At 47.4% G+C, this 15,823-nt stretch carries 16 protein-coding genes; 8 read left to right on the plus strand and 8 right to left on the minus strand.

Going from position 1 to position 15,823, the window contains the following annotated elements; genetic code table 11:
- Positions 1 to 36 precede the first annotated feature (36 nt).
- The gene (locus KD145_RS21005) at positions 37 to 1,026 is read right to left on the minus strand and encodes a PDZ domain-containing protein (protein ID WP_212001394.1); all 990 of its coding nucleotides are present in this window, start codon (positions 1,024 to 1,026) and stop codon (positions 37 to 39) included.
- 218 nt (positions 1,027 to 1,244) lie between these two features.
- Positions 1,245 to 3,863 carry an alanine--tRNA ligase gene (gene alaS, locus KD145_RS21010; RefSeq protein ID WP_212001397.1) on the minus strand — a complete coding sequence of 873 codons (2,619 nt, stop codon included), beginning with the start codon at positions 3,861 to 3,863 and terminating at the stop codon, positions 1,245 to 1,247.
- Positions 3,864 to 4,217: 354 nt separating this feature from the next.
- Here alaS and KD145_RS21015 point away from each other — a divergent pair, with 354 nt between their 5' ends.
- The 3 genes from KD145_RS21015 to KD145_RS21025 all read left to right on the plus strand — a co-directional run bounded on the left by KD145_RS21015 (position 4,218) and on the right by KD145_RS21025 (position 6,351).
- Positions 4,218 to 5,189, plus strand: coding sequence for a peptidoglycan DD-metalloendopeptidase family protein (locus tag KD145_RS21015; RefSeq protein ID WP_212001399.1), 972 nt, complete (start codon positions 4,218 to 4,220; stop codon positions 5,187 to 5,189).
- 147 nt (positions 5,190 to 5,336) lie between these two features.
- A complete protein-coding gene (locus tag KD145_RS21020; RefSeq protein ID WP_249219483.1) occupies positions 5,337 to 5,843 on the plus strand; it encodes a MerR family transcriptional regulator in 507 nt (168 codons plus the stop codon).
- Positions 5,844 to 5,853: 10 nt separating this feature from the next.
- Complete coding sequence (locus KD145_RS21025; RefSeq protein ID WP_212001400.1) at positions 5,854 to 6,351, plus strand: thioredoxin family protein; 498 nt, start codon at positions 5,854 to 5,856, stop codon at positions 6,349 to 6,351.
- 138 nt (positions 6,352 to 6,489) lie between these two features.
- Here the strand turns inward: KD145_RS21025 and KD145_RS21030 are convergent, their stop codons facing one another.
- Both KD145_RS21030 and KD145_RS21035 read right to left on the minus strand, forming a co-directional pair.
- Complete coding sequence (locus KD145_RS21030) at positions 6,490 to 7,587, minus strand: mechanosensitive ion channel family protein (RefSeq protein ID WP_212001401.1); 1,098 nt, start codon at positions 7,585 to 7,587, stop codon at positions 6,490 to 6,492.
- 10 nt (positions 7,588 to 7,597) lie between these two features.
- The gene (locus KD145_RS21035; RefSeq protein ID WP_212001403.1) at positions 7,598 to 8,743 is read right to left on the minus strand and encodes an amidohydrolase family protein; all 1,146 of its coding nucleotides are present in this window, start codon (positions 8,741 to 8,743) and stop codon (positions 7,598 to 7,600) included.
- Between the two features lie 97 nt (positions 8,744 to 8,840).
- On the opposite strand from KD145_RS21035, the gene prfA reads away from it, so the two are divergent.
- The 3 genes from prfA (at position 8,841) to KD145_RS21050 (ending at position 11,619) form a co-directional block, all read left to right on the plus strand.
- Positions 8,841 to 9,905, plus strand: a complete 1,065-nt coding sequence (gene prfA, locus KD145_RS21040) for a peptide chain release factor 1 (RefSeq protein ID WP_212001406.1) — start codon at positions 8,841 to 8,843, stop codon at positions 9,903 to 9,905.
- A gap of 218 nt (positions 9,906 to 10,123) precedes the next feature.
- Positions 10,124 to 10,711 (plus strand): hypothetical protein, encoded by a 588-nt coding sequence (locus KD145_RS21045; protein ID WP_212001408.1) that lies wholly within the window; start codon positions 10,124 to 10,126, stop codon positions 10,709 to 10,711.
- Between the two features lie 230 nt (positions 10,712 to 10,941).
- A complete protein-coding gene (locus tag KD145_RS21050; RefSeq protein ID WP_212001409.1) occupies positions 10,942 to 11,619 on the plus strand; it encodes an OmpA family protein in 678 nt (225 codons plus the stop codon).
- Positions 11,620 to 11,689: 70 nt separating this feature from the next.
- Here KD145_RS21050 and KD145_RS21055 read toward each other — a convergent pair whose 3' ends face one another.
- From KD145_RS21055 to KD145_RS21070, 4 genes are all read right to left on the minus strand, one after another.
- Positions 11,690 to 12,079, minus strand: a complete 390-nt coding sequence (locus KD145_RS21055) for a VanZ family protein (protein ID WP_212001410.1) — start codon at positions 12,077 to 12,079, stop codon at positions 11,690 to 11,692.
- Between the two features lie 97 nt (positions 12,080 to 12,176).
- A complete protein-coding gene (gcvH, locus tag KD145_RS21060; RefSeq protein WP_212001411.1) occupies positions 12,177 to 12,557 on the minus strand; it encodes a glycine cleavage system protein GcvH in 381 nt (126 codons plus the stop codon).
- A gap of 93 nt (positions 12,558 to 12,650) precedes the next feature.
- Positions 12,651 to 13,313: a peptidylprolyl isomerase gene (locus KD145_RS21065; RefSeq protein ID WP_212001412.1), complete on the minus strand. Its 663-nt coding sequence runs from the start codon at positions 13,311 to 13,313 to the stop codon at positions 12,651 to 12,653.
- Between the two features lie 9 nt (positions 13,314 to 13,322).
- Positions 13,323 to 13,661 (minus strand): hypothetical protein, encoded by a 339-nt coding sequence (locus KD145_RS21070; protein ID WP_113615767.1) that lies wholly within the window; start codon positions 13,659 to 13,661, stop codon positions 13,323 to 13,325.
- 326 nt (positions 13,662 to 13,987) lie between these two features.
- Here KD145_RS21070 and KD145_RS21075 point away from each other — a divergent pair, with 326 nt between their 5' ends.
- Together KD145_RS21075 and KD145_RS21080 are read left to right on the plus strand one after the other, a co-directional pair.
- Positions 13,988 to 14,911, plus strand: coding sequence for an AAA family ATPase (locus KD145_RS21075; protein WP_374223539.1), 924 nt, complete (start codon positions 13,988 to 13,990; stop codon positions 14,909 to 14,911).
- Between the two features lie 10 nt (positions 14,912 to 14,921).
- Positions 14,922 to 15,794: a DUF58 domain-containing protein gene (locus tag KD145_RS21080; protein WP_249219487.1), complete on the plus strand. Its 873-nt coding sequence runs from the start codon at positions 14,922 to 14,924 to the stop codon at positions 15,792 to 15,794.
- Positions 15,795 to 15,823 lie beyond the last annotated feature (29 nt).

Raw genomic sequence — 15,823 nt, forward strand, 5'->3', positions numbered from 1 at the left:
CGTTTTAAACCCAAAATAAAATGTTGAAAGAAGGTATTAAAGATCTGCTTTACGCAGTTTCTTTGGAATTTTTATGTCAATGGTCTGTATTTGTCCGTTTCGTTTAATCGTAGCCGTTATAGCTCCTTTATCGCGGTTGTTACGATAAATCTCTGCCACGTCTCCCGCTGATTTTACAGGCGATCCGGCCATTTCAGTGATCAGGTCATTTACTTTGAAACCTGCTTTTTCTGCCGGAGAACCGGGTGCCATATTAATCACCTGTGCGCCGTCACCATTTTCGGTGTCCTGCACCTGAATACCGAGTTTTACACCTTCATCGGGCATGCCGAATAAATTGCCAAAACCTTGTCCGCCGTGGGGGACCGGCATGGTAAACAGCTCTCCTCTCCTGCGGGGCATATTATGCATGCCAAAAGACTCCTCTCTTCTTTCATCAAGGGTAACCGGCACTTTGGTTTCTTTCTTATTACGTATATACGTGATCATTATTTTGTCGCCAGGTTGGAACTTACCGATGGTTTCATATAACTCTTTCGGTTCTTTGATGGCATCCTTGTTTATTTGGGTGATCACATCACCGATTTTGATACCGGCTTTTTCGGCAGGGCTGCCAGGGGCTACAATTTTAACGGTAGCACCAGCGGCAACGGTTTTTTCGGTGATCACGCCCAGCATAGCTTTGGGAACAGGGATATCGGTTTCATCACCATCACTAAAAAGCTGAATGTGGTCAGGGGAACCATTTTCAAAGCTGAAGTTGTTACCATTGATCGGGGTGATGCTCCTGCGGAGAACAGAGATATCAGGGTTGTTATACTGGTCCAGTTTTTTACCGTCTACCAGGATATTGCCGTCTTTGATTTCCACGGTAACTTTTCCACCTTTGTCACTTTTGCTCTTAATGATGATCTCATCATACTCGCCCATTTTATCTCTGGATGAACCCGGGTTTTGTGCTGAGGCCACGCTCAGGGCCAGGCAACCAAAGCCTGCAAGGGTAAAATTTCTGAGTACGTTTTTCATAATTACCTGTTTTCTTTTTGGAATGTTACAAAATTAGCCGCGGTATGAGGTAAGAAAAAGTTAAAACTACTGAAATGATGACGTACGTCACCAGATGGTTTGTTAAAATTTTTTCCTGGGAGATGACCAAATGGGATTAAAAAGGCGAAAAGCGAAACTTTTGTTTCGCTTTTCGCCTTTTGGTTATGTTTTCCGGCAAAGCCGGAGTGATTGTAGAATTATCCCAGGATGGCTTTTACAGCCGCTACTACCTGGTCCAGTTTATCTGTTTCCTGTCCACCGGCTGTAGCGAAGGTTTTTTGTCCGCCGCCGCCGCCTTTGATCAGGGGTGCTACTTTTTCCTTGATGATCTTGGGTGCTTCCCAGCCTTTGGCTGCTACCAGTTCATCAGCGATGCTGAGGGCTACGCTGGCTTTGCCGCCGATGTTTGCTACGAACAGCAGTACGTGATTGGGGATATCGCCTTTCAGTTGCAGGGCCAGTTGTTTGAGACCTTCTGCATTGTTAACGTTCACCACCTGTCCGAGGAAGTTCACACCGTTGATGTCCTGGGCCTGGTTGCGCAGATCGGCAGCCAGCTGGCGTACTTTCTCCAGCTCGAGGGCTTCCACCTGTTTTTCCAGGGAGGATTTGTCCTGGGCGAGTGTTTCCACGGCTTTCACGATTTCCTTCGGATTTTTCAGGGTGTTCCTGATTTCCTTCAGCAGTTGCAGCTGTTCGTTGATGAAGGCCTCCGCTTTGGCGCCGGTAACGGCTTCCACGCGGCGAACACCGGCAGCAACAGCACCTTCGGATAAAAACTTAAAGAGACCGAGTTCTCCGGTAGCGCCTATGTGAGTACCACCGCACAGCTCTACGCTATAGGCAGGATCCATAATTACCACACGCACCATGTCGCCGTATTTTTCACCGAAAAGTGCCATGGCACCCAGTTGCAGGGCTTCTTCCTTAGGCAGTTCCTTTATGATCACCGGGATGTTCTGGCGGATCTTTTCGTTAACGATAGCTTCAATCTGCGCCAGTTCTTCATCGGTCACTTTAGCGAAGTGGGAGAAGTCGAAGCGGAGGTTTTCTGCATTCACCAGGGAGCCTTTCTGTGCCACGTGTGTACCCAGTATCTGACGCAGTGCAGCATGAAGGAGATGGGTAGCGGAGTGGTGACGGGCAATGTTGCGGCGTTTGTCTTTGGCCACTGTTGCTTTTACATGGGCAGCAGGGTTGGCAGGTAGTTTATCCGCAAAGTGAATGATCAGGTTGTTTTCCTTTTTGGTGTCGGTAACATGGATCACTTCATCGCCGAAGTGCAGGATACCGGTATCACCCACTTGTCCGCCGCTTTCAGCATAGAAAGGTGTCTGCCCCAGTACGAGCTGGAACTGTTCTTTGCCTTTGGCTTTTACGGTACGGTATTTCAGCAGTTTGGTATTGCTTTCCAGCTGTTCGTAGCCGATGAAAACGGAATCGGGTGTTTCGTCCAGGATTACCCAGTCGCCGGCATCCACTTCTGTGGCGGCACGGGAGCGGTCTTTCTGCTGCTGCATGGCGGCATCAAAGCCTGCTTTGTCTACGGTGAACCCGTTTTCTGACGCGATGAGGGTGGTCAGGTCGTATGGGAAACCGTAAGTGTCATATAATTCAAAGGCTGTCTGGCCATCGATGCCTTTGGTGGCAGCCTGTTGCATAAAGTCTTCGATACGGCGGATACCACTGTCCAGGGTGCGGAGGAAGTTGTTTTCTTCTTCAAACACTACTTTTTTCACGAAATCCACCTGCTGTTGCAGTTCAGGGAATACGTGGGAGAACTGGGCGGCCAGTACAGGTACCAGGTCGTGCAGGAGTGGTTTTCTAACATCGAGGAAGGAGAAATAGTAACGTACCGCTCTGCGGAGAATACGGCGGATCACATAACCAGCACCGGTATTGGAAGGCAGCTGGCCGTCGGCGATGGTGAAGGAGATGGCGCGTATATGGTCGGCAATTACACGGAAGGCGACGTCTTTTCTGGTGTCGGTGCCTTCGTATTTTTTGCCGGTAAAGCTTTCGGTGGTGTGGATGGTGCCCATGAACAGGTCGGTGTCGTAGTTGGAGGTTTTACCCTGCAGTACGCGTACCAGGCGTTCGAGGCCCATGCCGGTGTCTACGTGTTTGGCTGGCAGTGGCTCCAGCGATTTATCTTTCAGGCGGTTGAACTGCATGAATACGTTGTTCCATATTTCAATCACCTGAGGATGGTCGGCGTTAACGAGTGTTTTACCATCTACCAGTTTCTTTTCGGCATCCGGACGGCAGTCCACATGTATTTCGGAGCAGGGACCACAAGGGCCGGTATCGCCCATTTCCCAGAAGTTGTCTTTTTTGTTGCCCAGCAGGATTCTGTCTTCTGCAATATGTTCTTTCCAGAAGTTGTATGCTTCTTCGTCTTTGGGCAGGTTTTCACTCGCATCTCCTTCGAAGACAGTGACATAGAGTTTGTCTTTCGGGATTTTATAGACTTCAGTGAGCAGTTCCCAGCTCCAGGCTATGGCTTCTTTTTTAAAGTAGTCGCCAAAGCTCCAGTTGCCGAGCATTTCAAACATGGTATGGTGGTAAGTATCAATACCTACTTCTTCCAGGTCGTTGTGTTTACCACTTACGCGCAGACATTTCTGCGTGTCCGCGACCCGGGTGCTGGCAGGTACCTTGTTGCCCAGGAAGTAGTCTTTAAACTGGTTCATGCCCGCGTTGGTGAACATCAAAGTCGGGTCGTTTTTGATGACTATGGGAGCAGAAGGAACGATCTGGTGCCCTTTCGACGCAAAAAAATCCAGGAATTGCTGTCTTATCTCAGATGCTGTCATAAATATTGATACGAGTTAATATGTATTTTTGTCGTTATGTAACACGCGGCAATAGGCAATTTTACATTGTTTTTCAAGCCATTATAAAGTAGTTAGAAAATTGACATTCAAAAGGTTGATGTTTTAATCTAATTACATTAGGTTTGTGCGCCTTATTTTCCGATGAGTTACAGGGAGTGCAAAAATATCGAAAACCTGCATGATTATTCAAAACAGGTGGTGTTACCCGGGAAAAAAGTTAATGTGGACAGAAAATAATGCTAACTACCGCCATCCAACTTGTTTGTACCTCATGAAATAAATCTGCTGTTATAGCGTTCAACGCTGTAAATCAGCGTAAAGTACACCCGGTGCATGAAGAAGGTTAAATATTTTTACAACACCCAAACATTAAAATATGAGAAACTCGTAGTATCGCTGCGGGTGAAGGTCCTGAGGATACTCGGCTTTTTGTCGGCTGCGATAGTTACCGGGGCTATTTTTCTGTCAGTGGCCTACAGGGTGGTGGATTCTCCCAAGGAGAAGTCGTTGCGCCGCGATCTGGAGGGAATGAAGGAGAAATACGACGCGTTGCAGGGTCGTATGCGGGAAATGAAGGGTAAGCTGGCCCAACTGGAAGAGCGTGACAATGAAATTTACCGTGTCATCTTTGAAGCCTCCCCTATCCCCGACAGTACCCGTCAGGGTAAGATCAACCGGGATGAGGAAGCTGCCCAGCTGCAGTCTTTTGCCAGCAGTGAGATCATCGCTTCCACTGGTGTCCTGTTGAAAGAAATCACCAATCGTATCAAATCACAGGAAAAATCATACGAAGAAATCGATAACCTGGTGAAGAACAAGCAACAGATGCTTGCTTCCATCCCCGCTATACAACCGGTGGCCAACAAAGACCTGAAACATATCGCTTCCGGCTTCGGCTACCGTATCGATCCGATCTATAAAACGATGAAATTCCATGCGGGCCTCGACTTTGCAGCGCCCAGCGGTACACCTATCTACGCTACCGGCAACGGAGTGGTGGAAGAGGCCAGCCTGAGCGACGTCGGTTATGGCAACCACGTGATCGTACGACATGGATATGGTTATAAAACGTTATATGGCCACATGTTCCGCATGAAGGTGAAGGCCGGCCAGGCGGTAAAACGCGGTGATGTAGTGGGATGGGTAGGCAGTACCGGTAAATCTACCGGTCCTCACTGCCACTATGAGGTTATCAAAAACGGAGAAAAAGTTGACCCGGTGTATTTCTTCTTTAATGACCTCACACCCGACCAGTTTGACCGTATGCTGAAGATGGCCAGGTCCGGTAACCAGTCTTTTGACTAATAGCCGGCTACCAGTAGATCGAACTGGCTTTTAAGATGTTGCAACAGGGGAAACGATATTTTTCCGGGGAAAGAAAAGCTGCATGCTTACCATGAAAAGCTTAACTTCATTCCCGTAAAAAATATTTTTTCACCGTTTTTTACCATCATGCAACAGTTAAACCTCTTTTCCTCACCTGGAACTCCCCACCCGGTAACGGAGATAGTGGGTGGTGCTGTAAAAGCAAAAGTGAAAAAGACCGTAGCTGCTCCCATACAGCCTGGTAAAAAGCGGGGACGTAAATCATTGAAAGAAGCATCAGAGGAGCCAGACTTGATTATGGAGCTGGATAAATTAGTACTAGACAAACAATATTATTCGATCAGTGAAGTAGCTGCTATGTTCAAAGTAAATACTTCCCTGATACGTTATTGGGAAAATGAATTCGATATTCTTCAACCCAAAAAGAACAGAAAAGGCGACCGGCTTTTCCGCCAGGAAGATATCCATCACCTTAAACTGATCTACCACCTCCTGCGCGAAAGAAAGTACACCATTGAAGGCGCCAAACAAAAACTGAAGGAAGACCTGAAACTGGCCGCCCGTAATTTCGAAATGGTACAAGCTTTGCTTAAGGTACGGGGTTTTTTGACCGAATTGAAAGATCAATTATAAAAACATGATTATGCGATTGAAAACATTACTCCTGGGAGGCGGCCTGCTTTTTTCGACAATGGCCTGGGCACAGAATGGTAACGATAAAGTGATGAAAGGCAAAATCGAAATGAAAGCACTGATGCAGGACCCGTCTACCGACTGGTTTTACAAAGGTGTCAACAAGTACCAGCCCAATGACAATATGCTCAACTACATCAAAGCTAACCGCAGCAACTACAACCTGGTAGTAGTGATGGGCACCTGGGACGAAACCAGCCGCAAGGTGGTTCCCGAACTGTTCAAAGTAATGATCACCGCCGGCAGCCCGGAAGATCAGGTGCTCATGTTCGGTGCTGATCAGAAATTCCAGACAGACGCTCCTACTGACTATAAAGTAAAAAAACTGCCTACCGTGATCGTTTTCAGAGATGGTGCTGAAGTAGGTCGTATCTCCGGCGCTCCTAAAGAGTCTATCGAAAGTGATCTCTCCCGCATTTTACTGGATAGCTCCAAGAAAGAAAACTAAACCGCTGATACATTAGCATCACTGCTGAGTAAGATATAAAAGCGAAGAACCCATTGATTCAAAAATCAATGGGTTCTTCGCTTTTATATATACACCCTGATCTCCGTTTATCAGGAGAATCAGCATTCATCAAATACATCACTGTTGGTTCAGGGTGACGTTTGTCGACGTAGTCGGCAGTTTCACATCATGGTCGGCCAGCAGTCTTACGATAGAGAGGTTGATATTTTCTCTCAGGGCCGCATACTGACTGCCTTCGATGATATAGGTGTTGAAGATGATCTGGATGATATAGGTGTCTTTGGTGAAGTCGTGGAGGTTGACCGTAAAGCCAGGCAATATGTTGGAATTGTTTTTCAGCAGGCTGCGGATATTGTCCAGTATTTTGATGAGTTTATCGGGTGTTGTTTCAGATCCCAGCTCCAGGCGCATGGCCACTCTTTGCTGGGTACGGAGAGAGAGGTTGTCCAGAATGCTGTCGACCATCTTTTTGTTGGGCACGGTGACAAACGTTTTTTCCAGGGTACGGATACGGGTACTGCGCAGACCTATCTTTTCCACGGTGCCCTGGTAGGAATCTACCTTAACGTTGTCGCCTACACGGAAGGGTTTGTCGAAGAAGATGATAAACGAGCCGATCAGGTTTTCGATGCTCTCTTTGGCAGCGAGGGCGAGGGCCGCCGCACCGATACCGAGACCAGCAATGATCTTTTCTACCAGAGATGGCCCGAAGAGGATACGGATAAAGGCAATGGCCCCCATGATAAATACGATGGCTTTGAAGAAGTCGCGGAAGAAGATGATAAACTGGTTGTCAGTCTTGTCTTCCGTGAGTTCGGCCTTTTTCTCCAGTACCAGGGCGATGAAGTCTATCAAACGAAGCATGATCCAGATAATGCTCATGCTGAAAGCCAGGCTGAGCAGGGTATCTGTAATGTTCTGCAGAGTGGCTTTGTTGTAAATGTGCACATTGAGCACCTGCGGGAAGGTAAACCGGTCGATGGTCAGCATAAAGGTGACCAGCAGCAGGAAATACTCCAGTGGGCGGAGCAACAGGTTAATAAAGTCCTTTTCTTCGATCTGTGGTGACCAGTGGCGGACGAGGCGGAACAGGACGGCGGCTACTCCTTTTGACACATAACGTTTGACAAAGGATACAAACAGCAGCACACCTATCAGGATGAGATAGTCCCTAACGGGATTGTCCAGGATGACCTGGTTCAGGAAATCATTCATATGGTTAAATCTAGATAATTCGTTTACTTTCTTCGTTGTTGATCAGTACTACACCGGGTTGGGTTCCTTCCCGGAAGCTACCATAGCGGCTTTCGATGCCGAGTGCCCTGGCGCCGTTGGTTGTGCCCCACTGCAGGAGCTCTTCCAGTGGTATTTCGGGATAATGTGCCCGGATGGTTTTTATTTCCTCCCAGACAGACAGCTGATGGTTGGACGCCAGGCTGTCGGTGCCCAGTGCGATATTACATCCTGCTTCCCGGAAGAGGGGAATGTCCGGTAACCGGTCTTCTATGTAGAGGTTGGCCTGCGGGCAGAAGCACCACCATATCTCCAGGGGCTGCTGTTGGGCAAACCGGATATCGCTGGCGCTGGTATAGGTATTATGTACGAGTAATATTTTGTTATGGGAGAAGTAGGGCAGATAGGCTTCGAGGCTGTTGACGCCTGGTGCCTGGAATCCGCTGGTATCCATGCCGAAGTGGCTGAAGAAGCGGAGGAAGTCGCCGGTTTTGCTGTTATACAGCTCATTTTCCGCCTGGCATTCCTGGTTATGGATGGTCAGCGGGGTATTGTGTGGTGTCTGGGCCAGGAGGCCGAATAAGGTTTTGCTGACAGAATAAGGAGCATGTGGTACGATGGAGGCGCTGTGGCCCGGTCCGCTAATCTCACGGAAGGCCTGTAATACTTCCAGGCTGTAGTTGTAGCGGGTTGGGGCGGCATGGTCCACAAATCCCATACATTCTACGAAGGTATGGTAGTAGAGGCGCTGGTGGCGTTTTTGCGGGATAGTGGCCGGGCTGTTGCAGATATCTCCTACTGCCGCGATGCCGGATTCCCACATGGCTTCTTCGGCCGCCGCGATGGCATCGGTCTGGTCGTGGCCGTTGTTGCGTCCTTCCATGACCCGGGTGAGGAAAGAAGGAAGTCCTGTTTTTTCGGGGATAGCCCCTTTCATATGCGACAGCTCCAGGTGGCAGTGGGCGTTTATGAATCCCGGGCATAGGATGCCGTCCAGCTCCCGGACGTCTTCACCGGCAGCATTTTCGGCTACAATGCCGGTCACCACGCCGTTTTCATCCATGATCAGCACCTTGCCGGGCCCCAGAAAATGGCTTCCGTCGAAGAGGTCCTTTCCTTTTAATTTGATCTGTTTCAACAACCTGATATTTAATTAAGTTAATGGTGTTAATTTTGCAACCCGATTAGCAGTATCCCGACCCTTTCAGGTGGGTACTCAAAAGTCAAAGATAATTATGATAGACAAACTGGAAGCTATAAAAGGCCGTTTTGAACAGGTAGCGCTGGCCCTTACCAACCCTGAAGTGGTAAGTGACAACAAAAAGTTTGGCCAGCTGAGCAAGGAATACCGCCAGCTGGAAAAGATCGTGAAGGCTTACGACGCCTACCGGAATCTGCTGGACAATATCGACTTTAACAAGGAGGTACTGGACAGTGGTGACGAGGAGATGCGGGAGCTGGCCAAGGCTGAGACCGAAGCCCTGCAGGAGCAGAAACTGGCGCAGGAGGAGACGATCCGTAACCTGCTGATACCAAAAGATCCTCAGGATGAGAAAAACGCCATCCTCGAAATACGTGCCGGTACCGGCGGTGATGAGGCCAGCCTCTTTGCCGGCGACCTGATGCGTATGTATTTGCGTTTCTGTGAGCTGAAAGGCTGGAGCACCAACCTGCTGAATGAAAACGCGGGTTCTGCCGGCGGTTTTAAAGAGGTGGTGATAGAAGTGAGCGGTGATGATGTATATGGTACCCTGAAATTTGAATCAGGTGTACACCGTGTACAGCGTGTGCCAGCCACAGAGGCCTCCGGCCGTGTACATACCTCTGCTGCTACCGTAGCGGTACTGCCCGAAGCTGAGGAAGTAGACGTAGACGTAAGAGAGGCAGATATTAAAATGGACACCTTCCGTTCTTCCGGTGCAGGTGGTCAGCACGTAAACAAAACCGAGTCTGCCGTAAGGCTTACCCACATTCCTACCGGTGTAGTGGTGGAATGTCAGGAAGGCCGTAGCCAGCACTCCAACCGGGAAATCGCCATGAAAATGCTGCGTACCCGTATTTATGAGGCGGCAGTGCGTAAACATGAAGATGCTATCGCTTCCCAGCGTAAGAGCCTTGTGTCTACCGGCGACCGTTCCGCGAAAATCCGTACCTATAACTATCCGCAGGGCCGTGTAACAGATCACCGTATAGGCATGACCGTTTATAACCTCGATGCCTTTATGAACGGGGAGATCAAAGACATGGTAGACGCGCTGCAGTTTGCTGAAAACGCAGAGAAACTGAAACAGGGTAATTAATCGTTTTCGATACAGTAATAAAGTGAGCAGAGGCGCAAAGTGTGCAACACAACCGTTTTGCGCCTTTGCTCACTTTGTTTTTGATAAGACCTTCCTATAGTGTTAAATCCTGTTTAAATCGTGTTAATCCTTTGTAAATCGCGCTAATCATAAGTAAATAATCTTACATTTATTTACAACGACCACTACATTTTTCTTCCACAAAAATCCATATTCAGATGTTAGAGCAATTAATGGAACTCGTTCGGGAACATGCACAGAGCACTGTTGTCAACAATCCCGCTGTGCCCAATGAACAAAATGAGGCAGTGATGAGCGCTGCCACTGCGTCCATTACAAATGGTCTGCAACAGGAGTTGGCCAATGGCAATACTGAAGGGGTATTATCGCTGTTGGGCGGCCAGTCGGCTACAGCTCAGGATAATCCTGTAGTGGGCAATATCTCCAATAACTTTATTGGTACGCTGCTGGAGAAATTTAACCTGGACAAAGGTGCCGCCACCCAGCTGGCTGCTTCTCTGATCCCTACTGTGTTGGGTTCGCTGGTACACAAGACCAATGATCCATCCAACAACAATTTCAGCCTCAATGGCATCCTCAACTCCCTGACTGGTGGCGCTGCCGGTGGTATCGATCTGCAGGGTGTGCTGGGTAAACTGTCTGGCGGACTGGATAAAAATGGTGATGGCAAGGTAGACCTCAGCGACCTGACAAGCCTGTTTTCAAATGGTGCGAGCCAGCAACAGCAAGGTCAGCAAGGCAATGAAGGTGGTATTGGCGGTATGCTGAAAAACCTTTTGGGGTAGTCCGTTGTTTTTCTTGCGGATGTATTCATAACGGTAAAAACACAAGCACTTCGTATATAATTATTTGATTATAAATAAGTTGCTTGTGTTTTTTTTAACGTTTGTTTACCATTATCAATCAGCCGGTTGTATATTTAAAATGAAACTGGCAAAGTATTTGTTTCCCACTTTTCGATTACATTTGTTATCCTGAATTATATATAATAACCTTCATGTTTAAAATTACTAAGATGAAAAGATTGAATGCCCTTGTAGCTGTGGCTTTATCCGTAACCATGTTGTTTAGCTGTAAAACCTGGCAGAGCATGGACAATACTAAAAAAGGAGCTGCAATAGGTGTTGGCGGCGGTGCTGCTGCTGGTGCGGTGATCGGTAAAGTGGCAGGGAATACTGCATTAGGTGCTATTATCGGTGCTGCGCTTGGTGGTGCTGGCGGTGCTTTGATCGGTAAAAAAATGGACAAACAGGCACAGGAAATTAAAAGTGAAGTTCCTAATGCAACAGTAGAACGTGTGGGTGAAGGTATCAACGTTACATTTGATGCAGGCGTGCTTTTCGGTTTCGACAAATCTGATCTGTCTCCGGCCGCACAAACCAGTGTTAAACAACTGGCTGAGATCCTGAACAAATATCCTGATACTAACGTGCGTGTAGAAGGTCATACAGACGACAGAGGTACAGATGCTTACAACATGGGCCTGTCTGAAAGAAGGACTAACACGGTAGTAAATTATCTGAAATCTCAGGGTGTTGCTGCTAACCGTATCCAGGGCTTCTGGTATGGTAAGAGCCAGCCTAAAGTTCCCAACGATTCAGATGCTAACCGTGCTAAAAACCGCCGTGTAGAATTCTCCATCTTCGCTAACGACAAAATGAAACAGGACGCGAAGAAAGAAGTTGGTCAGTAATAGAAGATTTTAAAATTACATATTTCTCATAAGCAGATATACATTCCCCCCTGGTTCCAGGGGGGATTTTTTATGCCTTCTGTTTATAAAAAAGTCGTAATATAATTTTGAATACAATCACGCCGGCCACCGCTCCCAGCGTATCTGCCAATGCATCATACAAATCAAAACTGCGGCCTACGACCCAGTATTTCTGTATCAGTTCAATTATAAACCCGTAAACGGCTGCTATTACTATAAACAGCAGCAGGGTAAAAGCAGAGATATGTTTTTTCTGCCAGTATACACCCATGCTTAAAAACAACACAATACCGCCGAAAAGGCCGAAATGAACGAACTTATCGAAATGTATCCGTTCTAAAAAAGAGTTAGTGGGGATATCTTTACCCGGCAGGGTACATAAAACAAGGATCAGGATGATCCATAAAGTGGCAGGAAGGTAATATCTCCAGGCTTTCATCTTCTATGCGTCGATTATATGGTCCCGTAAAAAAAACAACAGGCATGCGGTATCGCAGGCCTGTTGTGTACTCTATGTAAAAATATCAGTTGGCTAATTATTCAGCTACCAGGGCCTTGTATTGATCTGCAGTCAGCAGGGCTGCTACGTCAGCAGTGTTCTTTACGGTCATTTTAACCATCCAGCCATCGCCGTATGGGTCGGTGTTAACCAGCTCTGGTTCAGATTCCAGTTCAGCATTGAATTCTTTGAGGGTGCCTGCAACAGGCAGGAAAAGATCAGAAACAGTTTTTACTGCTTCTACAGTTCCGAAAACTTCTTCAGCGGCTAAAGTCTTACCAACTGTAGGAATGTCAACGAACACTATATCGCCCAATTCACGTTGTGCAAATTCGGTAATACCGATAGTGGCAACATCGCCTTCTAATAAAATCCATTCGTGATCTTTAGTGTAACGAAGGTTTGACGGAAAATTCATATAAGTCAGGTTTTGAGTCGTAAAAATACAAATCATTTAGAGATTTGCGTTTTTTTGATTTTTAACAAGATGATTAATTGGATTGTTGTGTTGTCAGAAAAAAAGCCACTTTCTGATAACGCGCACTTTCATGGGGATGTCCTGTAGTGGTCTGTTCAGGCTGTCTGTTTTCACTGCTGCGATCTTGTCGATCACGTCCAGCCCTTTGATCACCTGGCCAAAAACGGTGTAGTTTTGGTCAAGATGTGGTGAACCTCCTTGCGTTTTGTATATCTCACGCTGGTCTACCGGAATCTTGCGGCCACCCAGTCTTGTCTTTTCCAGCTGGTCCAGCTGCTCGTCGGTGAACACCTTACCCTGTACGATATAAAACTGGCAACCGGAAGAGGCCTTGGCCGGATTGTTGTCGCGGGCCGCTGCCAGCGCGCCCTTGCGATGAAAGAGGTCCAGCTGGAACTCTGCCGGGATGGTATACCCTACATCTCCATTACCCAATGCTGCACCGGGTTGGGCGTGTTTGGAATCCGGATCGCCACCCTGGATCATAAACTGTTTGATCACCCGGTGAAACAGAGTACTATCGTAGAAGTGCTGCCGGCTTAACTTCAGGAAGTTGTTCCGGTGCTTGGGTGTCTGGTCATACAGGTGTATCACCATGGTGCCATAGGGCGTGATCACTTTTACCTTCCTGTTTTTGGCCATGGCGAAGGCGGCAATGGTTAGCAGCAGGGTACAGAGGAGTAGCGTTTTTTTCATACCAGATGTTTAATCTTCTTCGTGCTCAGAAAAATAGGTGATGATATGTTCTTTCAGAAAGTGCTCCTGTTCTTCCAGATTGAACTTGGGAACAGGCTGTAGTTCCTTGAAATGAGGCCATCCGTCTGCATCATAGCCTTCCAGCTCGAAGTAGCCGCTCTGGCTGAGCAGTGTGCATACTGCTACGTGCATCAGGTCCTGTTTCTGTTCTTTACTATATTTTGTCTTCAGGTTGTTGAGCTCATTGATGCCGATCAGGAACAAGATAGCCTCCATATTGGGCTTTTTGCCGAACCTGGCTGTCAGCATATCTTCTATTGGTTTCCAACGCTTCTCAAAATCTTCCATCTTATTGCTGTTTTTTGGGTCAGTGTTTGCTGTTAAGTGGCTCATAGCCATGGCAAATGTACGTTATACGGAAAAATATTATATAAATATGCGGCAGCTTTATTAATTTGGGCATCCCCGTTAGGCTGATTTTCATGGGAATGCGCCACAGTGGCAAGTTTAACAGCACTTTAACGGGCATTTCACATAGTGATAAGTTTTATTTGACAAGAGAATGTTTATTTTAGCACACTTGAAAAATTAACAGCATGGAAAATACAACGTCCGATATCCGGCAACTAAATGAAAAAATTCACCAGGCGAGTGCTTTTGTGGACCTCCTGAACATGGAGCTGAGCAAGGTAATCGTGGGACAGCGCTATATGGTGGAGAGATTGCTCATCGGCTTGCTGGCACAGGGACACGTACTGCTCGAAGGGGTGCCCGGCCTTGCAAAAACCTTGTCTATCAAATCGCTGTCATCCGCTATCAACGCTAAATTCAGCCGTATTCAGTTTACGCCTGACCTGTTGCCCGCGGACGTGATCGGTACTATGATCTACAATCAGCAGAAGAATGAGTTTGTAGTACGTAAAGGACCTATCTTCGCCAACTTCATCCTGGCAGATGAGATCAACCGCGCCCCTGCCAAAGTACAGAGCGCCCTGCTGGAAGCCATGCAGGAAAGGCAGATCACCATCGGTGACACTACTTTCAAACTGGATGATCCTTTCCTGGTACTGGCCACCCAGAACCCGATAGAACAGGAAGGTACCTATACCCTGCCTGAAGCTCAGGTAGACCGTTTCATGCTGAAAGTAGTGATCGGATATCCTACCAAGGAAGAAGAAAGACACATCATCCGTCAGAACCTCAACCCGGAAGCCACCACGCCTATCCGTGCGGTGATACAGCCCTCCGATATCCTGGAAGCGCGCAGACTGGTAAGGGAAGTATATATGGATGAAAAAATCGAAAAATATATCATCGATATTGTTTTTGCTACCCGTAATCCGGAAGAATACAAGTTGCAGAAGCTGAAGCCATTGATCTCCTACGGTGGATCTCCAAGGGCCAGCATCAACCTGGCCCTGGCCGCAAAAGCCTATGCCTTCATGAAACGCAGAGGGTATGTTATTCCGGAAGACGTACGCAACATCTGCTTCGACGTAATGCGCCACCGTGTGGGACTGACTTATGAAGCAGAAGCAGAAAACGTTACGAGTGAAAACATCCTGAGCGAAATTCTTAACGCAGTAGAAGTGCCATAAGCCAATTTTTATGATATTGGAGACTGCCGAAATATTAAAGAAGGTAAGACAGATCGAAATCAAGACCAAAGGACTTACCAACCATATTTTCGCGGGCGAATACCATTCCGCCTTCAAAGGCCGTGGTATGTCGTTCAGCGAAGTAAGGGACTATCACTTTGGTGATGACGTACGGTCTATCGACTGGAACGTGACAGCACGCTTTAATCACCCGTTTGTAAAGGTCTTCGAAGAAGAACGGGAGCTGACAGTGATGCTGCTGGTGGATATGAGCGAAAGCTCTTCCTTCGGTACACAAAAAAGGGATAAACGGGAGCTGATCACAGAACTATGTGCTGTGCTGGCTTTTTCCGCCATCAAAAACAATGATAAGGTGGGCGTTATTTTCTTCAGCGACGGCATGGAGAGATATATCCCTCCGAAAAAAGGTAAATCACATATCCTGTTCATTATCCGTGAGCTACTATCGTTCACGCCTAAACGAAAAGGTACCAATATCAAGGAAACACTGCGTTTTTTCAACAACGCAACCAAAAAACGCAGTATCGTGTTTCTGCTGAGCGACTTCCTGTCCGGCAACTACCAGGATGCCCTGAACATCGCTGCCAAAAGGCATGATGTGGTAGGGATACAGGTATATGACCAGCGTGACAGGGAACTGCCGCCGGTAGGGCTTATCCAGGTGGCAGATGCTGAAACAGGCACCACACAATGGATAGATACCGCCGACCGCCGGGTAAGACAGTACTATGAGTACCAGTTTGCACAGCACGCACAATATTGCAAAAATGCCTTTATGAAAAGTGGTGCAGAGCTGATGAGCATCCGTACGGATGAAGACTACGTGAAAGCGTTGCAGACATTTTTCCTGAACAGGGCATAAGTTAATAAGGAGAGCAATTTCAGACATGT

Origin of the sequence: Chitinophaga sp. HK235 (assembly GCF_018255755.1) — a bacterium.
GTDB lineage: Bacteria > Bacteroidota > Bacteroidia > Chitinophagales > Chitinophagaceae > Chitinophaga.

Excerpts from the sequence above, each read along its gene's own strand:
- KD145_RS21005 (WP_212001394.1), bottom strand. The coding sequence starts at position 1,026 with ATGAAAAACGTACTCAGAAATTTTACCCTTGCAGGCTTTGGTTGCCTG.
- KD145_RS21030 (WP_212001401.1), bottom strand. The coding sequence starts at position 7,587 with ATGAATGATTTCCTGAACCAGGTCATCCTGGACAATCCCGTTAGGGAC.
- KD145_RS21045 (WP_212001408.1), top strand. The coding sequence starts at position 10,124 with ATGTTAGAGCAATTAATGGAACTCGTTCGGGAACATGCACAGAGCACT.
- KD145_RS21015 (WP_212001399.1), top strand. The coding sequence starts at position 4,218 with ATGAAGAAGGTTAAATATTTTTACAACACCCAAACATTAAAATATGAG.
- KD145_RS21055 (WP_212001410.1), bottom strand. The coding sequence starts at position 12,079 with ATGAAAGCCTGGAGATATTACCTTCCTGCCACTTTATGGATCATCCTG.
- KD145_RS21050 (WP_212001409.1), top strand. The coding sequence starts at position 10,942 with ATGAAAAGATTGAATGCCCTTGTAGCTGTGGCTTTATCCGTAACCATG.
- KD145_RS21075 (WP_374223539.1), top strand. The coding sequence starts at position 13,988 with ATGGAGCTGAGCAAGGTAATCGTGGGACAGCGCTATATGGTGGAGAGA.
- KD145_RS21070 (WP_113615767.1), bottom strand. The coding sequence starts at position 13,661 with ATGGAAGATTTTGAGAAGCGTTGGAAACCAATAGAAGATATGCTGACA.
- KD145_RS21065 (WP_212001412.1), bottom strand. The coding sequence starts at position 13,313 with ATGAAAAAAACGCTACTCCTCTGTACCCTGCTGCTAACCATTGCCGCC.
- KD145_RS21020 (WP_249219483.1), top strand. The coding sequence starts at position 5,337 with ATGCAACAGTTAAACCTCTTTTCCTCACCTGGAACTCCCCACCCGGTA.
- alaS (WP_212001397.1), bottom strand. The coding sequence starts at position 3,863 with ATGACAGCATCTGAGATAAGACAGCAATTCCTGGATTTTTTTGCGTCG.
- KD145_RS21025 (WP_212001400.1), top strand. The coding sequence starts at position 5,854 with ATGCGATTGAAAACATTACTCCTGGGAGGCGGCCTGCTTTTTTCGACA.
- gcvH (WP_212001411.1), bottom strand. The coding sequence starts at position 12,557 with ATGAATTTTCCGTCAAACCTTCGTTACACTAAAGATCACGAATGGATT.
- KD145_RS21080 (WP_249219487.1), top strand. The coding sequence starts at position 14,922 with ATGATATTGGAGACTGCCGAAATATTAAAGAAGGTAAGACAGATCGAA.
- prfA (WP_212001406.1), top strand. The coding sequence starts at position 8,841 with ATGATAGACAAACTGGAAGCTATAAAAGGCCGTTTTGAACAGGTAGCG.